The following is a 15555-nucleotide window of genomic DNA, read 5'->3' on the forward strand; positions in this document are numbered from 1 at the left end:
GGCCGGCCCGGATCCCGGGCCGGCCGCAGTCCAGACCGAGGCTTCCGCCATCACGCGCTGGACAGGATCCAGGCCACGGCGCCCGCCGTGGCCGCGGCCAAGCCCGCCACCATGGGAAAGCCCAGCAGACCGGAAGCCCATGACGGGATGGCGTGCCGCACCCTGGCCAGCGCCGGTGCCAGCCGCCGGCGGTTGACTGCCACCCACAGGCTGCCGAACAACACCACGGACAGCCCCGCCATCAACGCCGCACCAACGGCACCCTCGGGCCAGGGCAGCGCCGCGCCGGGCAGCCCCGCCGCAGTGCGTGCCGTGGCGCCCACCCAGAACGCACCCACCCCGGCAACCGCCGCGCAGGCATCGGCCAGCCACGGAAGGGCAGGTGCCAGACCCAGCCCCGCCGTGCCAGCCACCGTCACGAGCGCGACGACAGGCGCCGCCACCATGTTCGCCGGCACCGCATAGAGCGCCAGCTGCGGGGACAGCAGCACGATGACCGGGGCACACAGCAGCTGGGCCGCCAGCGGGACGGCGATGGACTGGGCCAGCCACAGCGGAAGCCAGATGCCCAGCCACCGGGCCATCCGCTGCCCCACCAGCAGCAGCCCCAGGGTGGCCAGCACGGAAAGCACGAACGCGAAGTCGGTGGCCAGCCACGGATCGGCCACCAGAAGGACCAGCACCGCTGCTGCGAGCCACGCCCCGATGCGCCGGGGCCGTCCGGACAACATGGCCGCTGCCCCCAGCGCCCCCATCACCGCCGCGCGCAGCACGCTCGGGTCCGGGCCGACGACGGCGGCAAAGCCCACCAGCCCGAGACAGGCGAGTGCGGCAGCCGGCGCGCGCGGCATCCGCAGAGATCGTGCCAGCAGGACCACCGCCGCCATCACGATGGTGCAGTTGGCGCCGCTGACAGCTGTCAGGTGGGTCAGCCCGGCGGTCTTCATCGCCGCGGACAGTTCCGGCGGCTGGGCTGTCCGTTCCCCCACCACCATCCCCCGCAGCAGGCCGACCACATCCCTGGACGCGTTTCCCCACACCCGCTGGGCGGCGTCCGCCCAGCCCTGCCGAACGGCCGCCGTCGTGCCCTGCCACCCGGTGGGTGGTTCCAACGCCAGCGGGTTGGTCTTGGCGGTGAAGTAGGCGGCGTGCCGATCCGCTTGTTCTGCAGCGCGCAGTCCACCTGCCAGCCGGATCCGGCTGCCGCGTTGCAGCTGCGCCCATGAGCTCCCGCCGATCAGCAGCACCGGCGTATCGGCGGAAATCCGGCGGCCGGACCAGGTGGCTTCCTGTATCCGGGCGTCCACCAGAAACCGTCCTTCGGCCCCGCCCGCCACCCGGGCCTCGGAGTCAATCTCCACCACGGCGCCAATGTCCGCACCGGCCGCAATGGCCCCAGCCAGCGGTCCCCGCTGGCGGGACTCCAGCGCGGTGGCCGTGGAAGACACCACTGCCGCCGCGCACAGGACGGCCAGCACCACGGGCATGGCAGGCCGCAGCCACTGCCTTGAGGTCCTGAACAGCAGCGCCATGGCCGCCACAGCCGCCGCGCCAAGGACCAGGGAAACCGCCCTATCCGTCTGCCACGGCATGGCGCAGCCGGCCAGTGCGGCCAGCCAGCAGGCCGCAACGGCAGGGATAAGGCGGAGATCGAGTGGACGTCTCGGGCCTGCACCGGGGTCCAACCGCCTCCCCTCGGCCTGCCGTTCGGCCAGCTGGGCTGCCAGCAGCCCGCGCATCGTCCGCCACAGTCGGACGGCCCACGTGCCGTGGCCGACGGTCCGATCCAACCCGCCTGCGCCGTCCGGATGGTCCCCGGTTCCTTGGACCGCCGCCTTGGCGAAGCGTTCCCACGCGGGACGCCGCGCCATTCACACCACCACCAGGGGCAGCAGCGCCTCGAGCATTTTGGCGCCGATGCCCGCGACGGCGTCGAGCTCCTCCACGGTGGTGAAGCGGCCGTGTTCCTTCCGCCAATCCACGATGCGCTGCGCCAGCACGGGCCCCACGCGCGGCAGCGCCGCCAACTGCTCCACCGTCGCAGTGTTCAGATTGACCTTGCCGCCCGCACCCGTGCCGCCAGATGCAACGCTGCCCGCCGGCCCCTGCCCTGCGGCCGGCACCAGCCCTGCAGCAATCTGCGCCTGCGTCGGTACGAGAATCTGGGTCCCGTCCTGGACAACTGCCGCAAGGTTCAGTGCATCGGGTGCAGCATTCGGGAGCATGCCGCCGGCCGCGTCAATCGCCTGGTACACACGGCTGCCCTCCGGCAGCCGGACTATGCCCGGCGTGGCCACCGCACCCGAGACATGGACCAGCAGCACGTCCCCACCGGCACCCAGCGGTGGTGTCCCGGATGGCGCGGGTGTGGCCGCGCCATCAGTGGAACCCGCACCGTCCGTCGAACCAACGCGACCCGTCGTGCCCGGCGAGGGGACGACGACGGAGTCTGGTGCCGCGTCCACGTCGGCGGAGGCGAACTGGACCTGGGCCTGCTGGAACCACAGGACGCCGCAGACGCTGGCCAGCACCGCCAACAGCAGTGTGACGGCGCGAAGGGTCACCCGCCAGCGGACCACCGCGGCCGGCGGCGCGGACGGTTCCCCCGGGCCGGGAGGCTCCATGGACCGATCGGCAGTGCCCCCCGTCCAGCGGGGTCCGCCGTCGTCGTCTGTCTCGGCCACAGGTGGACCGGACCCCAGCAGGGCGCCCAGCCGGCGCCGGGCGGCATCGGCCTGCCGCCGTTTCGATCGCCTGCCGTGACCCGCCATCCTTTCAGCTTAGAAGCGCCCCGGACGGCGAAGAACGGTGGGCGGAACGCACGTGGCCAACGGTCGTGGCAGGGGTGCCTGTGCAGGAGATGCAGCGCACCAAACTGCCACACATTTCACAGCCGCGCGCAGGTTACCGCGGCGTATACTCTGGGCATCGAGCGCCACGACTGTGTGTACCTACCGGTGAAAGGACCTGGTCATGCCAGATCTGTCAGCATGGATTCCTCTGCTTGTCATACTCATCGGGGCCGTGGCCGCGGTGGGGCTCATACGCCTGGCCATCAAGTTGATGTGGCATGTGGCCGAGCCCAATGAGGCGCTGATCATTTCCGGCTTCACCCGCGGCAACCAGAACACAGCGGACGGCATGGATTTCAAGATCGTCACGGGCCGGGGCGCCTTGGTGATTCCGGGGCTCCAGACGGTCCGGCCGCTGTCCCTGACGCTGAACGAAACGGAGCTGCAGGTCAACTGCGTGACCTCACAGGGCATCCAGGTGGTGGTCCAGGGCGTCGTCATTTTCAAGATCGGGGATGCCCCGCCGTTCATCGCCAACGCGGCACGGCGGTTCCTCGGCCAGCAGCCAAAGATGGAAAGCCAGGTCTACAACGTCTTTGAGGGCCATCTGCGCTCCATCATCGGCTCCATGACGGTCGAGGAGATCATCCGCGAACGCGACAAGCTGGCCTCCCAGGTCCGCAGCGCCAGCGGCATCGAGATGGAAAAGCTCGGCCTGGTGGTTGATTCGCTCCAGATCAAGGATCTTGAGGACCCCACGGGGTACATCCAGAACCTGGCCAAGCCGCACATCGCCCAGGTCAAGATGGAGGCGCGCATCGCCGAGGCCACCAGGAACCGCGAGGCGGCGGAAAAGGAGGCCGAGGCCGCAGCCCTCATCGCCGATGCGCAGAGCCTCTCCGCCATCAAGCAGTCCGCCGCCCAGGCAAACGCCGAGCGTGCCAGGGCCAATGCCGCCCAGGCCGGGCCGTTGGCCGATGCCACGGCACGCCAGGAGGTGGTGGTCCAGGAAACCGAGGTGGCCAAGCTTGAAGCGGACCGGGAGGAGCAGAAGCTGCAGACCACCATCCGCAAGCCCGCCGATGCCAAGGCCTACGCCCAGCGGACCGAAGCCGAGGCCCAGAAGGCCGCCGACATCAGCGCGGCCGAGGCGCGGGCCCGCAAGACGGAACTCGAAGCGCAGGCCAATGCCACGGCCGCCGGGGCCACCGCCGGAGCCACACGGCTCACCGGTGAGGCCGAGGCCGCGGCCACCAAGGCGCGCGGTGATGCCTCGGCGTCCGCCATCAAGGCCAAGGCGCTGGCCGAGGCGGATGGCATCAAGGCCCGGGCCGAGGCACTGGGCACCAACCAGGAGGCCGTCATCAACCAGCAGTTGGCCGAGAACATGCCGGCCATCGTGGCCGCAGCCGCGGAGCCCTTTGCCCACGTGGGCCAGCTGACAGTCCTCAATGGTGCCGACGGCATGAACTCTATGGTGGGCGGCATCCTGTCCCAGGTGGGCAGCTTCCTGCCCGCCATCACGGAGGCCCTGCGCAATGGCACGCCGGCGCCGAAGCGCCCGGCCGGCCCGCCCAATGGATAACGGCAATGCATAAGAACGTCGACAGGAGCCTCACCGGCAAGATCGGCCGGGTGAGCGGACGCATTGCTCCCGGCACCATCGGTGAGGTGATGATTCCATTCCACGGCGGCACCAGCGCATTCCACGCTCATCCCTACGACGGCGTGGCCACCTTTGAGGTGGGCACCCGGGTGCTGGTGATGTACTTTGAACCCCCGCAGACGGTCTTCGTGGACGCGCTGCCGGACATTCTGGAAATGGACAGCTAGCGCGCGGGGACCTGGGCGGGGTCCGCGCCGCTGTCGAGGGTTGTGGCGGTGATGACCACGCCCAGTACGCCCAGGCCGGCGTGGGCCGCCAGGACCGCGGGCAGCCGGCTGAGCATGATGGAGGAGACCGCTGCCGAGGCGTCCTGCAGGCGCGCGGCCAGTTCCCGGGCCTGGGCCTCGTTGCCGAAGTGGTGGATGCACACGCGCACCCGGGCGCCTGCGGCCGATCCGACCTCGGCCAGCACCAATTCCTCCAGCCGGGCGATGGCCTTGGCTGCCGTCCGGACCTTCTCCAGGGGCACGACGACGCCGTCGCGCACGGCCAGTATCGGCTTGATGGCGAAGACGGTCCCCAGCCACGACGCGGCAGCGCCGATGCGCCCGCCACGCCTCAGCTGGTCGAGGCTGGGCACGTAGAACAGGATGCGTGCGTGCTCCAGAGCCGCCTCCGCTGCATCGCTGACGCCGTCCAACTCACCGCCGGCGGCCGCGGCCGCCACGGCGTCCTGCACGGCGTAGCCCTGGACCATGCCCACCGTCTGCGTGTCCACCACGTGCACGGGGATGGAGGATTTTCCGGCGGCCAGGCGCGCGGCCTCCACCGTTCCCGAAAGCTGGGCGGAGATGTGGAGGGAGACGACGGCGTCAAAGCCGGCCGCCGCCGCGTTCTGGTAGGCACGCTCAAACTGTCCGGGCGAGGGCCGCGACGTCTTCACGGCGGTCCCGGCCGCCAGGGCCAGCATCAGCGCCGCCTCCAGGTCGTCGTCGCCCTCGCTGTAGATGTCCGGGCCGATCTGCACCGGCATCGGCACCACCGTCAGCACACCGGCTGGAAGGACATCGTCCACCCACTCCGGCGGCAGGGCCGCAGCGGAATCGGTGACAACGGCGATCCGCACCACCGGCGCTGCGGGGGCGGTGGTTCCACCCGGAGCCACCGGTGCGGGCCGCAGCCGGCCCAGCCGTTCGCGGATCCAGCCGCGGACGTCACCCTCCCGCTGTGTCATTCCCACCCCTGCTCTGCGCGGCCACCTGTGTCCGGGCCCGGTGCGGGCCCAGACACAGTCTAGGAGCTGGCCAGCGGATCGCGGGTGTTGCGGTGCGCCGTGCCGAGGAATTCCGCCCCGGCCCAGTGGCCCACGGCCTCGGTGCGCTCCATGAACCCGGAATAGTCGACGCCGTCCGGGGCGCCGGACCACATCTTCTGTGCCAGGAGCCCCAGCGTGGGTTCGAGCATGCGGTACATCAGGCGCTCGTCGTAGTCCGCCAGCACCAGATCGTTCCACAGTGCCGAGGCTGCGCCGCGCAGCTGCGGGTGGCCGGGCTCCACGGACTGGCCGTCGGCAAAGATGTGCGGCTCCCAGCCGGCAAAGAGCGCTTCGCCGTCCAGATGCTCACCGTGGTAGTAGTCGGCCAGCGGGACCAGGTAGAGCAGGTCATCGTTGGTGTTGATGATCGTGTAGCCGTCGTTGATGGCCTCGTTCGGGCCGTACCAGCCGTTGTTCCAGGAGCAGACCACCACATCGCGGTCGTAGCCCGCGGGGGTGCCGTCGTCGGCTGCAGGGTTCTCCGCGGGGTCCAGGCCCGCGCCGTCGTTCATGTGTGTCAGGCTGCCCCAGGCCATGGGGGCCTTGCCCAGTGAGCGAAGGTGCGCGGCGATGGTGTTGAAGTAGCCGCGGTAGGCACCCTCGTGCTCCTTGGTGTACTCGTCGGCACCGAAGTGCACCTCGGGGCCGCGGAACCAGGGCACAAATTCGGTGAAGATGCTCTTCATGAGCTCGGTGCTCTCCGGCTTGGACAGATCCAGCATGTCCGAGTCGCCACCCTTGAGGCCCAGCTCCGGACGCCAGCGGATGAAGGACCGCGAGTGGGCCGGGGCATCGATCTCCGGCACGAGCGTCATGCCGTGCCGTGCCGCAAGGTCCTCGAAGGAATCCCAGTCGGCCCGGGTGTAGACTCCGTCCTCGGCCGCCAGCCCGGCAAAGGCGGGGTTGTCGCTGGCCAGCCGGAAGGCCTGCTGCGCCTCGGCCCAGCTGCGCTTGGTGTCCTTGGCGATCTCGTTGTCGTTGAGATGGATGATGAAGGTGTTCATCTTGTACCAGCCCAGAAACCGGATGCAATCGCGGATGAACCCCGGCGCCGCATAGCGTCGTCCGACGTCGAGCATGAATCCGCGCACCGGATAGTTGGGCCAGTCCACGGCCGTGCCGTGGTTCAGCTCCGCCGATCCGGATAAGAGCTGCAGCAGCGTCCTGGTGCCGTAGAAGACTCCGCGGGCGGTGCGGGCGGTGATGACCACCTCGTCCCCGACCGTCAACAAGTAGGCCTCGTCCAGCGCAGTGGCGGGAACAACGACGTCGCCGTCCCCGGCAAAGCCGGCATCGAGCACCAGCCGCACGGTTGCCTCGGGTGCCGCGCCATGGCGGCTGCCGCCCCGCAGCTCGAGCAGCTCGGCCCCGAGCTGGGCGGCCAACGGTGCCAGCACGCCGTCGCCGTCAATGGCCAACGGCCCGGAGGCATCCAGCCGCCGCGGCGAACCCGACCAGTGCTGAAGCGAAGGAACAACGGGAGGGGACGTCACACGGTTGGGCATGGATCTCAGTCTCCTGGGAGTTTGTAGAAGTTGCTTCAAACGGAGCTTCAGGGCACCGGCGGGCCGCACTATCTGAAATGGTAGACGCTCTCCGCCGCCACGTCTGCGTATGAAGGCGACCCCGCGGCTGCTGCCACGGGGTCGCCTTCATATCCAGTGTTGTGATTAAGCGGGAACGATGTTCACCAGTTTGGGTGCGCGGACAATCACCGTGCGGATGCCGCGGCCGTCCAGGGCCTTGGCAACGGCGTCGGAGGCCAGAGCCAGCTCACGCAGCTCGTCCTCGGTGATCTCCGGGGAGACCTCCAGGCGGTCGCGGACCTTGCCCTGCACCTGCACGATGGCCGTGACGGAGTCCTGCACCAGCAGGGACTCGTCCACCGCCGGGAAGCCGGCATTGGCGACGGAGGCCAGGTGCCCCAGCTCCTCCCACAGATCCTCGGCCGTGTATGGCGCGAAGAGGCTCAGCAGGATGGCGACGGCCTCGGTGGCCTCGCGCACTGCCGGATCGGCACCGCCGACGCCGGAGTCGATCGCCTTGCGGGTGGCGTTGACCAGCTCCATCAGCTTGGCCACCACCACATTGAACTTGTGGCTCTCCAACAGTGCCTTGGCCTCGGAGACCGTGCGGTGCGTGAGCGAACGCAGGGCCCGGTCGCCGGTGGCAGGATCCGTGCCGGCCGCACTGGAGATGTCCTGGCCCAGGCGCCAGGCACGGGCGAGGAACTTGGCGGAGCCCGACGGCGAAACGTCCGCCCAGTCGACGTCGTCCTCCGGCGGACCGGCGAAGACCATGGTCAGACGGATGGCGTCGACGCCGTACTTGTCCAGCTGCAGACCCAGATCCACACCGTTGCCCAGGGACTTGCTCATGGCCTTGCCGCCGTTGAGCACCTGGCCCTGGTTCAGCAGGGCGCTGAACGGCTCGGAGGCTTCCAGCAGACCCAGATCGTGGACAACCTTGGTGAAGAAGCGGGCGTAGAGCAGGTGCAGGATGGCGTGCTCGACGCCGCCCACGTACTGGCCGACCGGCATCCACTCGTTGATCTTGGCCGGATCGAACGGTCCCTCGGTGTACTGCGGGGACACGAAGCGCAGGAAGTACCAGGACGAGTCCACGAAGGTGTCCATGGTGTCCGTGTCGCGCTTGGCCGGGCCGCCACAGTTGGGGCAGTCCACATTGACCCAGGCCTCGGCTGCGGCCAGCGGGGAGGTGCCCTTGGGGGACAGATCCTCGCCGCGCAGGTCGGAGGGCAGCGTGACGGGCAGCTGGTCGTCCGGAACCGGCACCTCGCCGCAGTCGGCGCAGTGGATGATCGGGATGGGCGTGCCCCAGAAGCGCTGGCGGCTGAGCAGCCAGTCGCGCAGGCGGTAGTTCACAAACTTCTCGCCGGTGCCCAGGTCCTCAAGGATCTTGATGGCGGCCGGGATGGCCTCGGACTTCGGCAGCCCGTCCAGGGCGCCGGAGTTGACCAGTGTGCCCTCGCCGGCAGTGGCGGTGCCGGAGACGGCAGGGTCCTCTTCGCCGGTGTCCAGCACCACGCGCACGGGCAGGTCGAAGGCCCGGGCAAAGTCCAGGTCGCGCTGGTCGTGCGCCGGCACGGCCATGATCGCACCGGTGCCGTAGTCGGCCAGCACATAGTCGGCTGCCCAGACCGGCAGCTTCTCACCGGTCAGCGGGTTGATCGCGTAGCGGCCGGTGAACACACCTGTCTTCTCGCGCTCGGTGGACTGGCGTTCGATGTCGCTGAGGGCCTTGACCCGCTCGCGGTAGTCGCTCAGCGCCTCGGCGTGCTCGGCCGTCACCAGGTCCAGAGCCAGCGGAGCATCTGCAGCCACAACGAAGAACGTTGCGCCGTAGAGGGTGTCCGGGCGGGTGGTGAAGACGGTGAGCTGGTGCTCGGGCTTGGCGTCGGTGCCTTCGATGACGAAGTTGACGTGCGCACCCTCGGAGCGGCCGATCCAGTTGCGCTGCATGGCCAGGACGCGGTCGGGCCAGTGGCCCTGCAGCGGCTCCATGTCATCGAGCAGTCGGTCCGCGTAGTCGGTGATCTTGAAGTACCACTGGTTCAGCGACTTCTTGGTGACGACGGTGCCGCAACGCTCGCAGGCGCCGTTGACAACCTGCTCGTTGGCCAGCACGGTCTGGTCCTTGGGGCACCAATTGACCGGGGAATCCTTGCGGTAGGCCAGGCCGCGGTCGTAGAACCGGGTGAACAGCCACTGGGTCCAGCGGTAGTACTCCGGGTCCGAGGTGTGCAGACGGCGGGACCAGTCGGCGGAGATCGCGTACCGGCGGAACGAGGCCGCCTGGGTCTCGATGTTGGCGTAGGTCCACTCGCTCGGGTGCGCGTTGCGCTTGATCGCGGCATTCTCCGCCGGCAGACCGAAGGAGTCCCAGCCGATCGGGTGCATCACGTCATAGCCCAGCTGGCGCCAGTAGCGCGAGACGACGTCGCCCATCGCAAACGCCTCCGCGTGGCCCATGTGCAGGTCGCCGGAGGGGTACGGGAACATGTCGAGCACGTAGCGGCGTTCCTTGGAACCGTCGTCAAGCGGGGTGAACACCTTCAGCTCGTCCCAAATGGCCGGCCACTTGGCCTCCATGGCGGCGAAGTTGTACACGCCCTCTTCGCTGTTCTGGCCCTGCTCAGTCTGGGACTGCACGCTCACGTACCCTGCCTTTTCACTCATTGGTCGGCTAGTTGAAGAAACCGGCTGTTGCTGTTTTGCTGTTTTTCCTTGAACACACAAAAGCCCCTCGACTCAGCAAGGGGCAAACCGCATGGTGCAGAGCCTCAACAAGGGGCCCCGGGAAACCATGCGGCTATCCAAGAAGAAGAAAACGCTGCATAGACCCACTTTAGCGCACTACGTAAATCCCCGGCGGCGCCGGTCCATACGCCGGCACCCGGGCACCCGCCCTGCCCATCTGAGTGACAGTTATCGCACGATTTCGAGCAAATAATGTGCGATAACTGTCACTCAGTTGGGGACCCGGAGGCTGGGCGGTCAGGACCGCACAGGTTCTACTTCACGTCGTCGTCGACCCAGTCCATCGACTTCGTGACAGCCTTCTTCCACAGACGCATCTGGCGGTCGCGCTCGGCGGAGTCCATGCTCGGCTCCCAGCGCTTGTCCTCGGCCCAGTTGGAGGACAGCTCCCCCAGGTCGTTCCAGAAGCCAACGGCCAGGCCGGCCGCGTAGGCAGCACCCAGCGCCGTGGTCTCCGTGACCTTCGGACGGATCACCGGAACACCGAGGATGTCGGCCTGGAACTGCATCAGCGCATCGTTGGCCACCATGCCGCCGTCGACCTTCAGCTCCGTCAGATCCACACCGGAGTCCGCGTTCACGGCGTCCAGCACCTCGCGCGTCTGGAAGGCGGTGGCCTCCAGAGCGGCGCGGGCAATGTGGTTCTTGTTCACGAAGCGCGTCAGGCCGACGATGGCGCCGCGGGCATCCGAGCGCCAGTACGGGGCAAACAGACCGGAGAACGCGGGCACGATGTACACGCCGCCGTTGTCCTCCACCGATGCAGCCAGCGTCTCAACCTCGGGGGCCGAGCTGATCATGCCCAGGTTGTCGCGCAGCCACTGGATCAAGGACCCGGTGACGGCGATGGAACCCTCCAGCGCGTAGTGCGGAGCGGCGTCGCCGAGCTTGTAGCCCAGCGTGGTCAGCAGCCCGTTCTTCGAGTGGACGATTTCCTCGCCCGTGTTGAAGATCAGGAAGCAGCCCGTGCCGTAGGTGTTCTTGGCCTCGCCGGCCTGGAACGCAGCCTGGCCAAAGGTGGCGGCCTGCTGATCGCCCAGGATGCCGGCCACCGGCACCTCGCGGAGCAGCTGCGAGGTGTGGACGTGGCCGTAGACCTCGGAGGAGGACTTGATCTCGGGCATCATGGAACGCGGCACGCCGAAGATGTCCAGGATCTCCTGCTCCCAGGCGAGCGTCTCCAGGTCCATGAACATGGTGCGGGAGGCGTTGGTGACGTCGGTGATGTGCACGCCGCCGTCCGGGCCGCCCGTCAGGTTCCAGGTGACCCAGCTGTCGGTGTTGCCGAACAGCAGATCCCCCGCCTCGGCCCGCTCGCGGGCACCCTCCACGTTGTCCAGGATCCACTTGATCTTGGTGCCGGAGAAGTAGGTGGCCAGCGGCAGACCGACCTTCTGCTTGAAACGCTCGACGCCGCCGTCGGCCGCCAGCTCGTCAACGATGGGCTGCGTACGCGTGTCCTGCCAGACGATCGCGTTGTAGACGGGGACACCGGTGTTCTTGTCCCAGACGACGGCGGTCTCGCGCTGGTTGGTGATGCCGACGCCCACAATGTCGTGGCGCGTCAGGTTGGCCTGGGCCAGAGCCGTGCCGATGACCTCGCGGGTGTTGTTCCAGATCTCGGCGGCGTTGTGCTCCACCCAACCGGCCTTGGGGAAAATCTGCTCGTGCTCCAGCTGGCCGCTGGAGACGATGTTGCCGTCGTGGTCGAACACGATGGCCCGGCTTGAGGTGGTTCCCTGGTCAATTGCAATCACATATTGAGACATCGTTGTTTCTTTCTGTAGGAACGGTTGCAGGAAGGCTCTTGCCGCGGACTACTTGGTGACCAGAACGGGGATCCACTGGGACATGAGGCCGCCGAGCGTGCCACCAACCAGCGGGCCAACGATCGGGACCCAGGAGTAGGCCCAGTCGCTGGAGCCCTTGCCCTTGATCGGGAGCAGGGCGTGGGCGATGCGCGGTCCAAGGTCACGGGCCGGGTTGATGGCGTAGCCGGTGGGTCCACCGAGGGACGCGCCGATGCCAACCACCAGAAGAGCCACGGCCAGCGGGCCGAGCTGGTTCGGCTGGTTGCCCAGCATCAGGATGACAAAGACCAGGACAAACGTGCCGATGATTTCCGTGACCAGGTTCCAGCCGTAGTTGCGCATGGCCGGGCCGGTCGAGAAGACGGCCAGCTTGGTGCCGGCGTCGGGCTCAGCATCGAAGTGCTGCTTGTAGGCGAGCCAGCAGACGACGGCGCCGATGAAGGCACCCAGCATCTCTCCGCCAAAGTAGGTGAAGATCGAGGCACCGTCCACCGGGATGCCGGGGACGAATTCCTTGGCGCCGCTGGACACAATGCCCAGGGTCACGGCCGGGTTCAGGTGGGCACCGGACTTGGCGGCAACAAACACACCGGCCATGACGGCCAGGCCCCATCCCCAGTTGACGAGGTGGAAGCCACCGGCGTTGCCCTTCGTGCCCTTGAGGGCAACGTTGGCCACAACACCGCAACCAAGCAGGGTGAGCATCATGGTTCCCATCACTTCTGACAGGAAGATGATTCCAAGAGACATCTTTGACTCCTTGTTGTTTATTCTGTTGTCAGGCGGCTCGAGTGAGCACCGCCCGTTCTTGCGCCAGTGGCCTCGTTGGCCTAGGCAATCAAGCTTTGTACCTGGACCCCATGGAAGCGGGCCAGGGTTTCCTGTGCGTGCGTGACCTCGGCCGCGCGGTGGGCGGCGTCCCAGCCGAGGGGCCCGGCCAGGGCGGCAGCGGTCTCCTCCAGCAGTTCGGCCGTGACCAGGCCGCGGAAGGCCAGGGAGGTGCGGCGGATCAGCACGTCGATCAGGTGGCCGATCTGCTCGTGCTCCACCATGAAGGCGACCTCGCGGGTGCTCAGCTCATGGGTGGAATCGAAGACGGCGTCCTCGCCGGCCTGCAGGTAGTCGATCACCGCGGCGGCGCGCGTGCCGTAGCGGGTGAGCAGCACTGCCACGCGGGCGGCATCGATGGTGCCGGTGGCGTGGTTCTTGATCCACTGCTCCTCGCCGGCCGGAGTGGACGGGAAGTCCGCGCCGCCGCCGATGGCGAGCTTGGCTGTGGAAACCTGGCGCTCCACACCCAGAAGTTCCAGGACGTCGTTGGTCATGTGCTCGGAGAGCGCGCGGAATGTGGTCCACTTGCCGCCCACCAGGCTCAGGGCGGGAACCTTGCGGCCGGCCACCACGTGGTCGGCGCGCTCGATGCGGTAGTCGCGGGAGACGAAGCCGGGGGCCGTGGCATCGTGGCGCGGCAGCGGGCGGACGCCGGAGAACGAGTAGACGATGGCGTCCTTGGTGACGGTGATGGCCGGGAAGACGTGCCCGATCAGGTCGAAGAAGTAGTCAACCTCTTCCGGGGTGCACACGGCGTCCTTGTCCATGTCGGCGTCAACGTCCGTGGTGCCCACCAGGACGCGGTCGCCCATCGGGTAGATCAGCACGATGCGGCCGTCGGTGTGCTCGAAGAAGATCTCGCGGCCGTTGCAGGCGGCCAGCAGCTCCGGGTGGTCCAGCACAATGTGCGAGCCCTTGGTGCCGCCCATGAAGGTGCTGGCGGCGCCCATGGCCTGGTTGGTCTTGTCCACCCAGGCACCTGTGGTGTTGACGATGACGTCGGCCGTGACGGTGAAGCTCTCCCCCGTCAGCTGGTCGGTGAGCTCGACGCCGTCGGCCGTGATGGCGGTGACGGCCAGGTAGTTGGTGGCGCGGGCCCGGCGGGTTCCGTCTGCGGCCAGACCGGCCTTCTCGCCGTCCTGCAGGACATCGAGGGTCAGGCGCTCCGGATTGTGCACGGACGCGTCAAAGTAGGTGGCCGCGTACTTGATGCCGGGGTTCAGCGCCGGCAGCTCGGCCAGGGCCTTGGTGCGGCCCTTGAACTGGTGGCGCGGAACCATGCCGCCGTCGCGGGAGAAGGAGTCGTACAGGCTCAGGCCCAGCTTGATGAGGAAGGCACCGCGTTCCTTCGGCTTGCCCTGCTGCTTGTGCGTCAGGAACCGCAGCGGGGCCGAGAGGACGCCGGACACGGTGCTGAAGATCGGGATGGTGGTCTTCAGGGGCTTCACATAATGCGGGGCGATCCGCAACAGACGGTTGCGCTCCACCACGGACTCCTGGACCAGGCGGAATTCGCCGTTTTCGAGGTAGCGGATGCCGCCGTGGATCATGTGCGAGGAGGCGCCAGAGGCACCCTGGCAGTAGTCGCCGCGCTCCACCAGCGCCACATCAACGCCCTGCAGCGCCAGATCGCGGAAGGTTCCAACGCCGTTGATTCCACCACCAATGATCAGCACCGAAGCGTGGGGACGTTCGCGCAGGGCGTCGATCTCCGGGCGGACGGCGGGTGCCGTCGTATTGTCAGTGGTGTTCTTTGCGGTGGAGCCAAGGATTCTCAATGTGACCTCTTCGAGTCCCGATTTTTCGCGCCCATGGGCGCCTTCTCCCATTATTCTTGGATTAGCTGGAAAATATAGTCAACCGCAATGCACAAACGTGCAGAAATGGGCTGCGTCACATGGCCGGATCTCGCACAAAGGGCTCAGACACTCTGAGAGCTGCACAAATGTACTATCTGCAGGACCTCACGATGGATGCCATCGCCCGCGAACTGCGGGTCTCCCGGTCCACCGTTTCCCGGCTGCTGTCCACGGCACGGGAGACCGGACTGGTGCAGGTGCAGATCCGCAGCCCCATGGACAGCGCCCCCGAGCTGGAACGGGCCATCCGGGCCAAATACCGGGTGGATGTGCACGTGGTCCCTGTGGCCGACTCCGTCAACGAGGTGGAGGTGATGGAGCGCGTCTGCCTGCAGGCCGCCCGCACCATCGGCCCGCTGGTGGACTCCAACGCCATCATCGGCGTCGCTTGGGGCGCCACCATCAGCGCCGTCAGCCGGCACCTGACCCGCAAGATCACCCACGGCAGCGTGATTGTGCAATTGAACGGCGCGGGCAACACCCAGACCACCGGCATCACCTACGCCAGCGAGATCATGCGCCGCTTTGGCAATGCCTATGGCGCCCGGGTGGAGCAGTTTCCGGTGCCGGCGTTCTTCGACCAGGCCGAAACCAAGAAGCTCATGTGGCGTGAACGCAGCGTGCTGCGCATCCTCGGTCTGCAGGAGCGCATGACCATGGCCATCTTCGGCGTCGGATCGGTCGACGCCGATGTGCCCAGCCATGTCTACTCCGGCGGCTATCTGGACGAGGTGGACATCGACTCGCTCGCGGCCAGCGCCGTCGTCGGCGACGTGGCCACGGTGTTCTTCCGGGCGGACGGCTCCGACGCCGGGATTGTGCTCAACGAGCGCTCCTCCGGACCGGAGCTGGCCCTGCTGCGCGGCGTGCGCCGGCGCATCTGCGTGGTCTCCGGCGAGTCCAAATTGAACGGCCTCCGGGGCGCCCTGGCCGCCGGCCTGGCCACCGATCTGATCCTCGACGAGGCCACCGCCAGATCGCTCGTGGAGTCCGACGGCGCGGCCGAGGATGCGGTGGGCGGATTCCTGCCGCTGGACACCGCTTCGGGTCGGTAGAGTAAG

Annotated in this window: 11 protein-coding genes; 3 read left to right on the forward strand and 8 right to left on the reverse strand. The window is 67.8% G+C overall.

Annotated features, from left to right (window positions below; all coding sequences use genetic code 11):
- Positions 1-50: 50 nt before the first annotated feature.
- Both K254_RS22425 and K254_RS25285 read right to left on the reverse strand, forming a co-directional pair.
- Positions 51-1871 (reverse strand): ComEC/Rec2 family competence protein, encoded by a 1821-nt coding sequence (locus K254_RS22425; protein WP_155848477.1) that lies wholly within the window; start codon positions 1869-1871, stop codon positions 51-53.
- Positions 1872-2684 (reverse strand): helix-hairpin-helix domain-containing protein, encoded by an 813-nt coding sequence (locus K254_RS25285; protein WP_231391787.1) that lies wholly within the window; start codon positions 2682-2684, stop codon positions 1872-1874.
- Between the two features lie 289 nt (positions 2685-2973).
- On the opposite strand from K254_RS25285, the gene K254_RS0108180 reads away from it, so the two are divergent.
- Positions 2974-4377 carry a flotillin family protein gene (locus K254_RS0108180; RefSeq protein WP_026554955.1) on the forward strand — a complete coding sequence of 468 codons (1404 nt, stop codon included), beginning with the start codon at positions 2974-2976 and terminating at the stop codon, positions 4375-4377.
- 5 nt (positions 4378-4382) lie between these two features.
- Positions 4383-4625, forward strand: a complete 243-nt coding sequence (locus K254_RS0108185; RefSeq protein WP_026554956.1) for a hypothetical protein — start codon at positions 4383-4385, stop codon at positions 4623-4625.
- Here K254_RS0108185 and K254_RS0108190 read toward each other — a convergent pair.
- The 6 genes from K254_RS0108190 to K254_RS0108215 all read right to left on the reverse strand — a co-directional run bounded on the left by K254_RS0108190 (position 4622) and on the right by K254_RS0108215 (position 14464).
- On the reverse strand, positions 4622-5632 hold the full coding sequence (locus K254_RS0108190; protein WP_035749135.1) for a DegV family protein: 1011 nt from the start codon (positions 5630-5632) through the stop codon (positions 4622-4624). The two genes, K254_RS0108185 and K254_RS0108190, sit on opposite strands and share 4 nt — an antisense overlap.
- 59 nt (positions 5633-5691) lie before the next feature.
- Entirely contained in the window at positions 5692-7218 is a 1527-nt protein-coding gene (locus K254_RS22430) for a beta-N-acetylhexosaminidase (protein WP_081709963.1), read from the reverse strand.
- A gap of 165 nt (positions 7219-7383) precedes the next feature.
- On the reverse strand, positions 7384-9891 hold the full coding sequence (leuS, locus tag K254_RS0108200) for a leucine--tRNA ligase (RefSeq protein ID WP_026554958.1): 2508 nt from the start codon (positions 9889-9891) through the stop codon (positions 7384-7386).
- A gap of 356 nt (positions 9892-10247) precedes the next feature.
- On the reverse strand, positions 10248-11762 hold the full coding sequence (gene glpK / locus K254_RS0108205; RefSeq protein ID WP_026554959.1) for a glycerol kinase GlpK: 1515 nt from the start codon (positions 11760-11762) through the stop codon (positions 10248-10250).
- A gap of 48 nt (positions 11763-11810) precedes the next feature.
- Entirely contained in the window at positions 11811-12554 is a 744-nt protein-coding gene (locus tag K254_RS0108210) for an MIP/aquaporin family protein (protein WP_026554960.1), read from the reverse strand.
- A gap of 80 nt (positions 12555-12634) precedes the next feature.
- Positions 12635-14464: a glycerol-3-phosphate dehydrogenase/oxidase gene (locus K254_RS0108215; RefSeq protein ID WP_081709964.1), complete on the reverse strand. Its 1830-nt coding sequence runs from the start codon at positions 14462-14464 to the stop codon at positions 12635-12637.
- Between the two features lie 68 nt (positions 14465-14532).
- Between K254_RS0108215 and K254_RS22435 the strand changes: the two genes are divergently transcribed.
- On the forward strand, positions 14533-15549 hold the full coding sequence (locus tag K254_RS22435) for a sugar-binding transcriptional regulator (protein ID WP_051388977.1): 1017 nt from the start codon (positions 14533-14535) through the stop codon (positions 15547-15549).
- The last annotated feature ends 6 nt before the right edge of the window (positions 15550-15555 follow it).

The organism is Arthrobacter sp. 35W (assembly GCF_000482545.1).
Classification (GTDB): Bacteria; Actinomycetota; Actinomycetes; order Actinomycetales; family Micrococcaceae; genus Specibacter.

What these genes read in the sequence shown, in the direction of transcription:
- K254_RS22425 (WP_155848477.1), bottom strand. Translation starts at nt 1,871, where the DNA reads ATGGCGCGGCGTCCCGCGTGGGAACGCTTCGCCAAGGCGGCGGTCCAA.
- K254_RS0108180 (WP_026554955.1), top strand. Translation starts at nt 2,974, where the DNA reads ATGCCAGATCTGTCAGCATGGATTCCTCTGCTTGTCATACTCATCGGG.
- K254_RS0108185 (WP_026554956.1), top strand. Translation starts at nt 4,383, where the DNA reads ATGCATAAGAACGTCGACAGGAGCCTCACCGGCAAGATCGGCCGGGTG.
- K254_RS0108190 (WP_035749135.1), bottom strand. Translation starts at nt 5,632, where the DNA reads ATGACACAGCGGGAGGGTGACGTCCGCGGCTGGATCCGCGAACGGCTG.
- K254_RS22430 (WP_081709963.1), bottom strand. Translation starts at nt 7,218, where the DNA reads ATGCCCAACCGTGTGACGTCCCCTCCCGTTGTTCCTTCGCTTCAGCAC.
- glpK (WP_026554959.1), bottom strand. Translation starts at nt 11,762, where the DNA reads ATGTCTCAATATGTGATTGCAATTGACCAGGGAACCACCTCAAGCCGG.
- K254_RS0108210 (WP_026554960.1), bottom strand. Translation starts at nt 12,554, where the DNA reads ATGTCTCTTGGAATCATCTTCCTGTCAGAAGTGATGGGAACCATGATG.
- K254_RS0108215 (WP_081709964.1), bottom strand. Translation starts at nt 14,464, where the DNA reads ATGGGAGAAGGCGCCCATGGGCGCGAAAAATCGGGACTCGAAGAGGTC.
- K254_RS22435 (WP_051388977.1), top strand. Translation starts at nt 14,533, where the DNA reads ATGGCCGGATCTCGCACAAAGGGCTCAGACACTCTGAGAGCTGCACAA.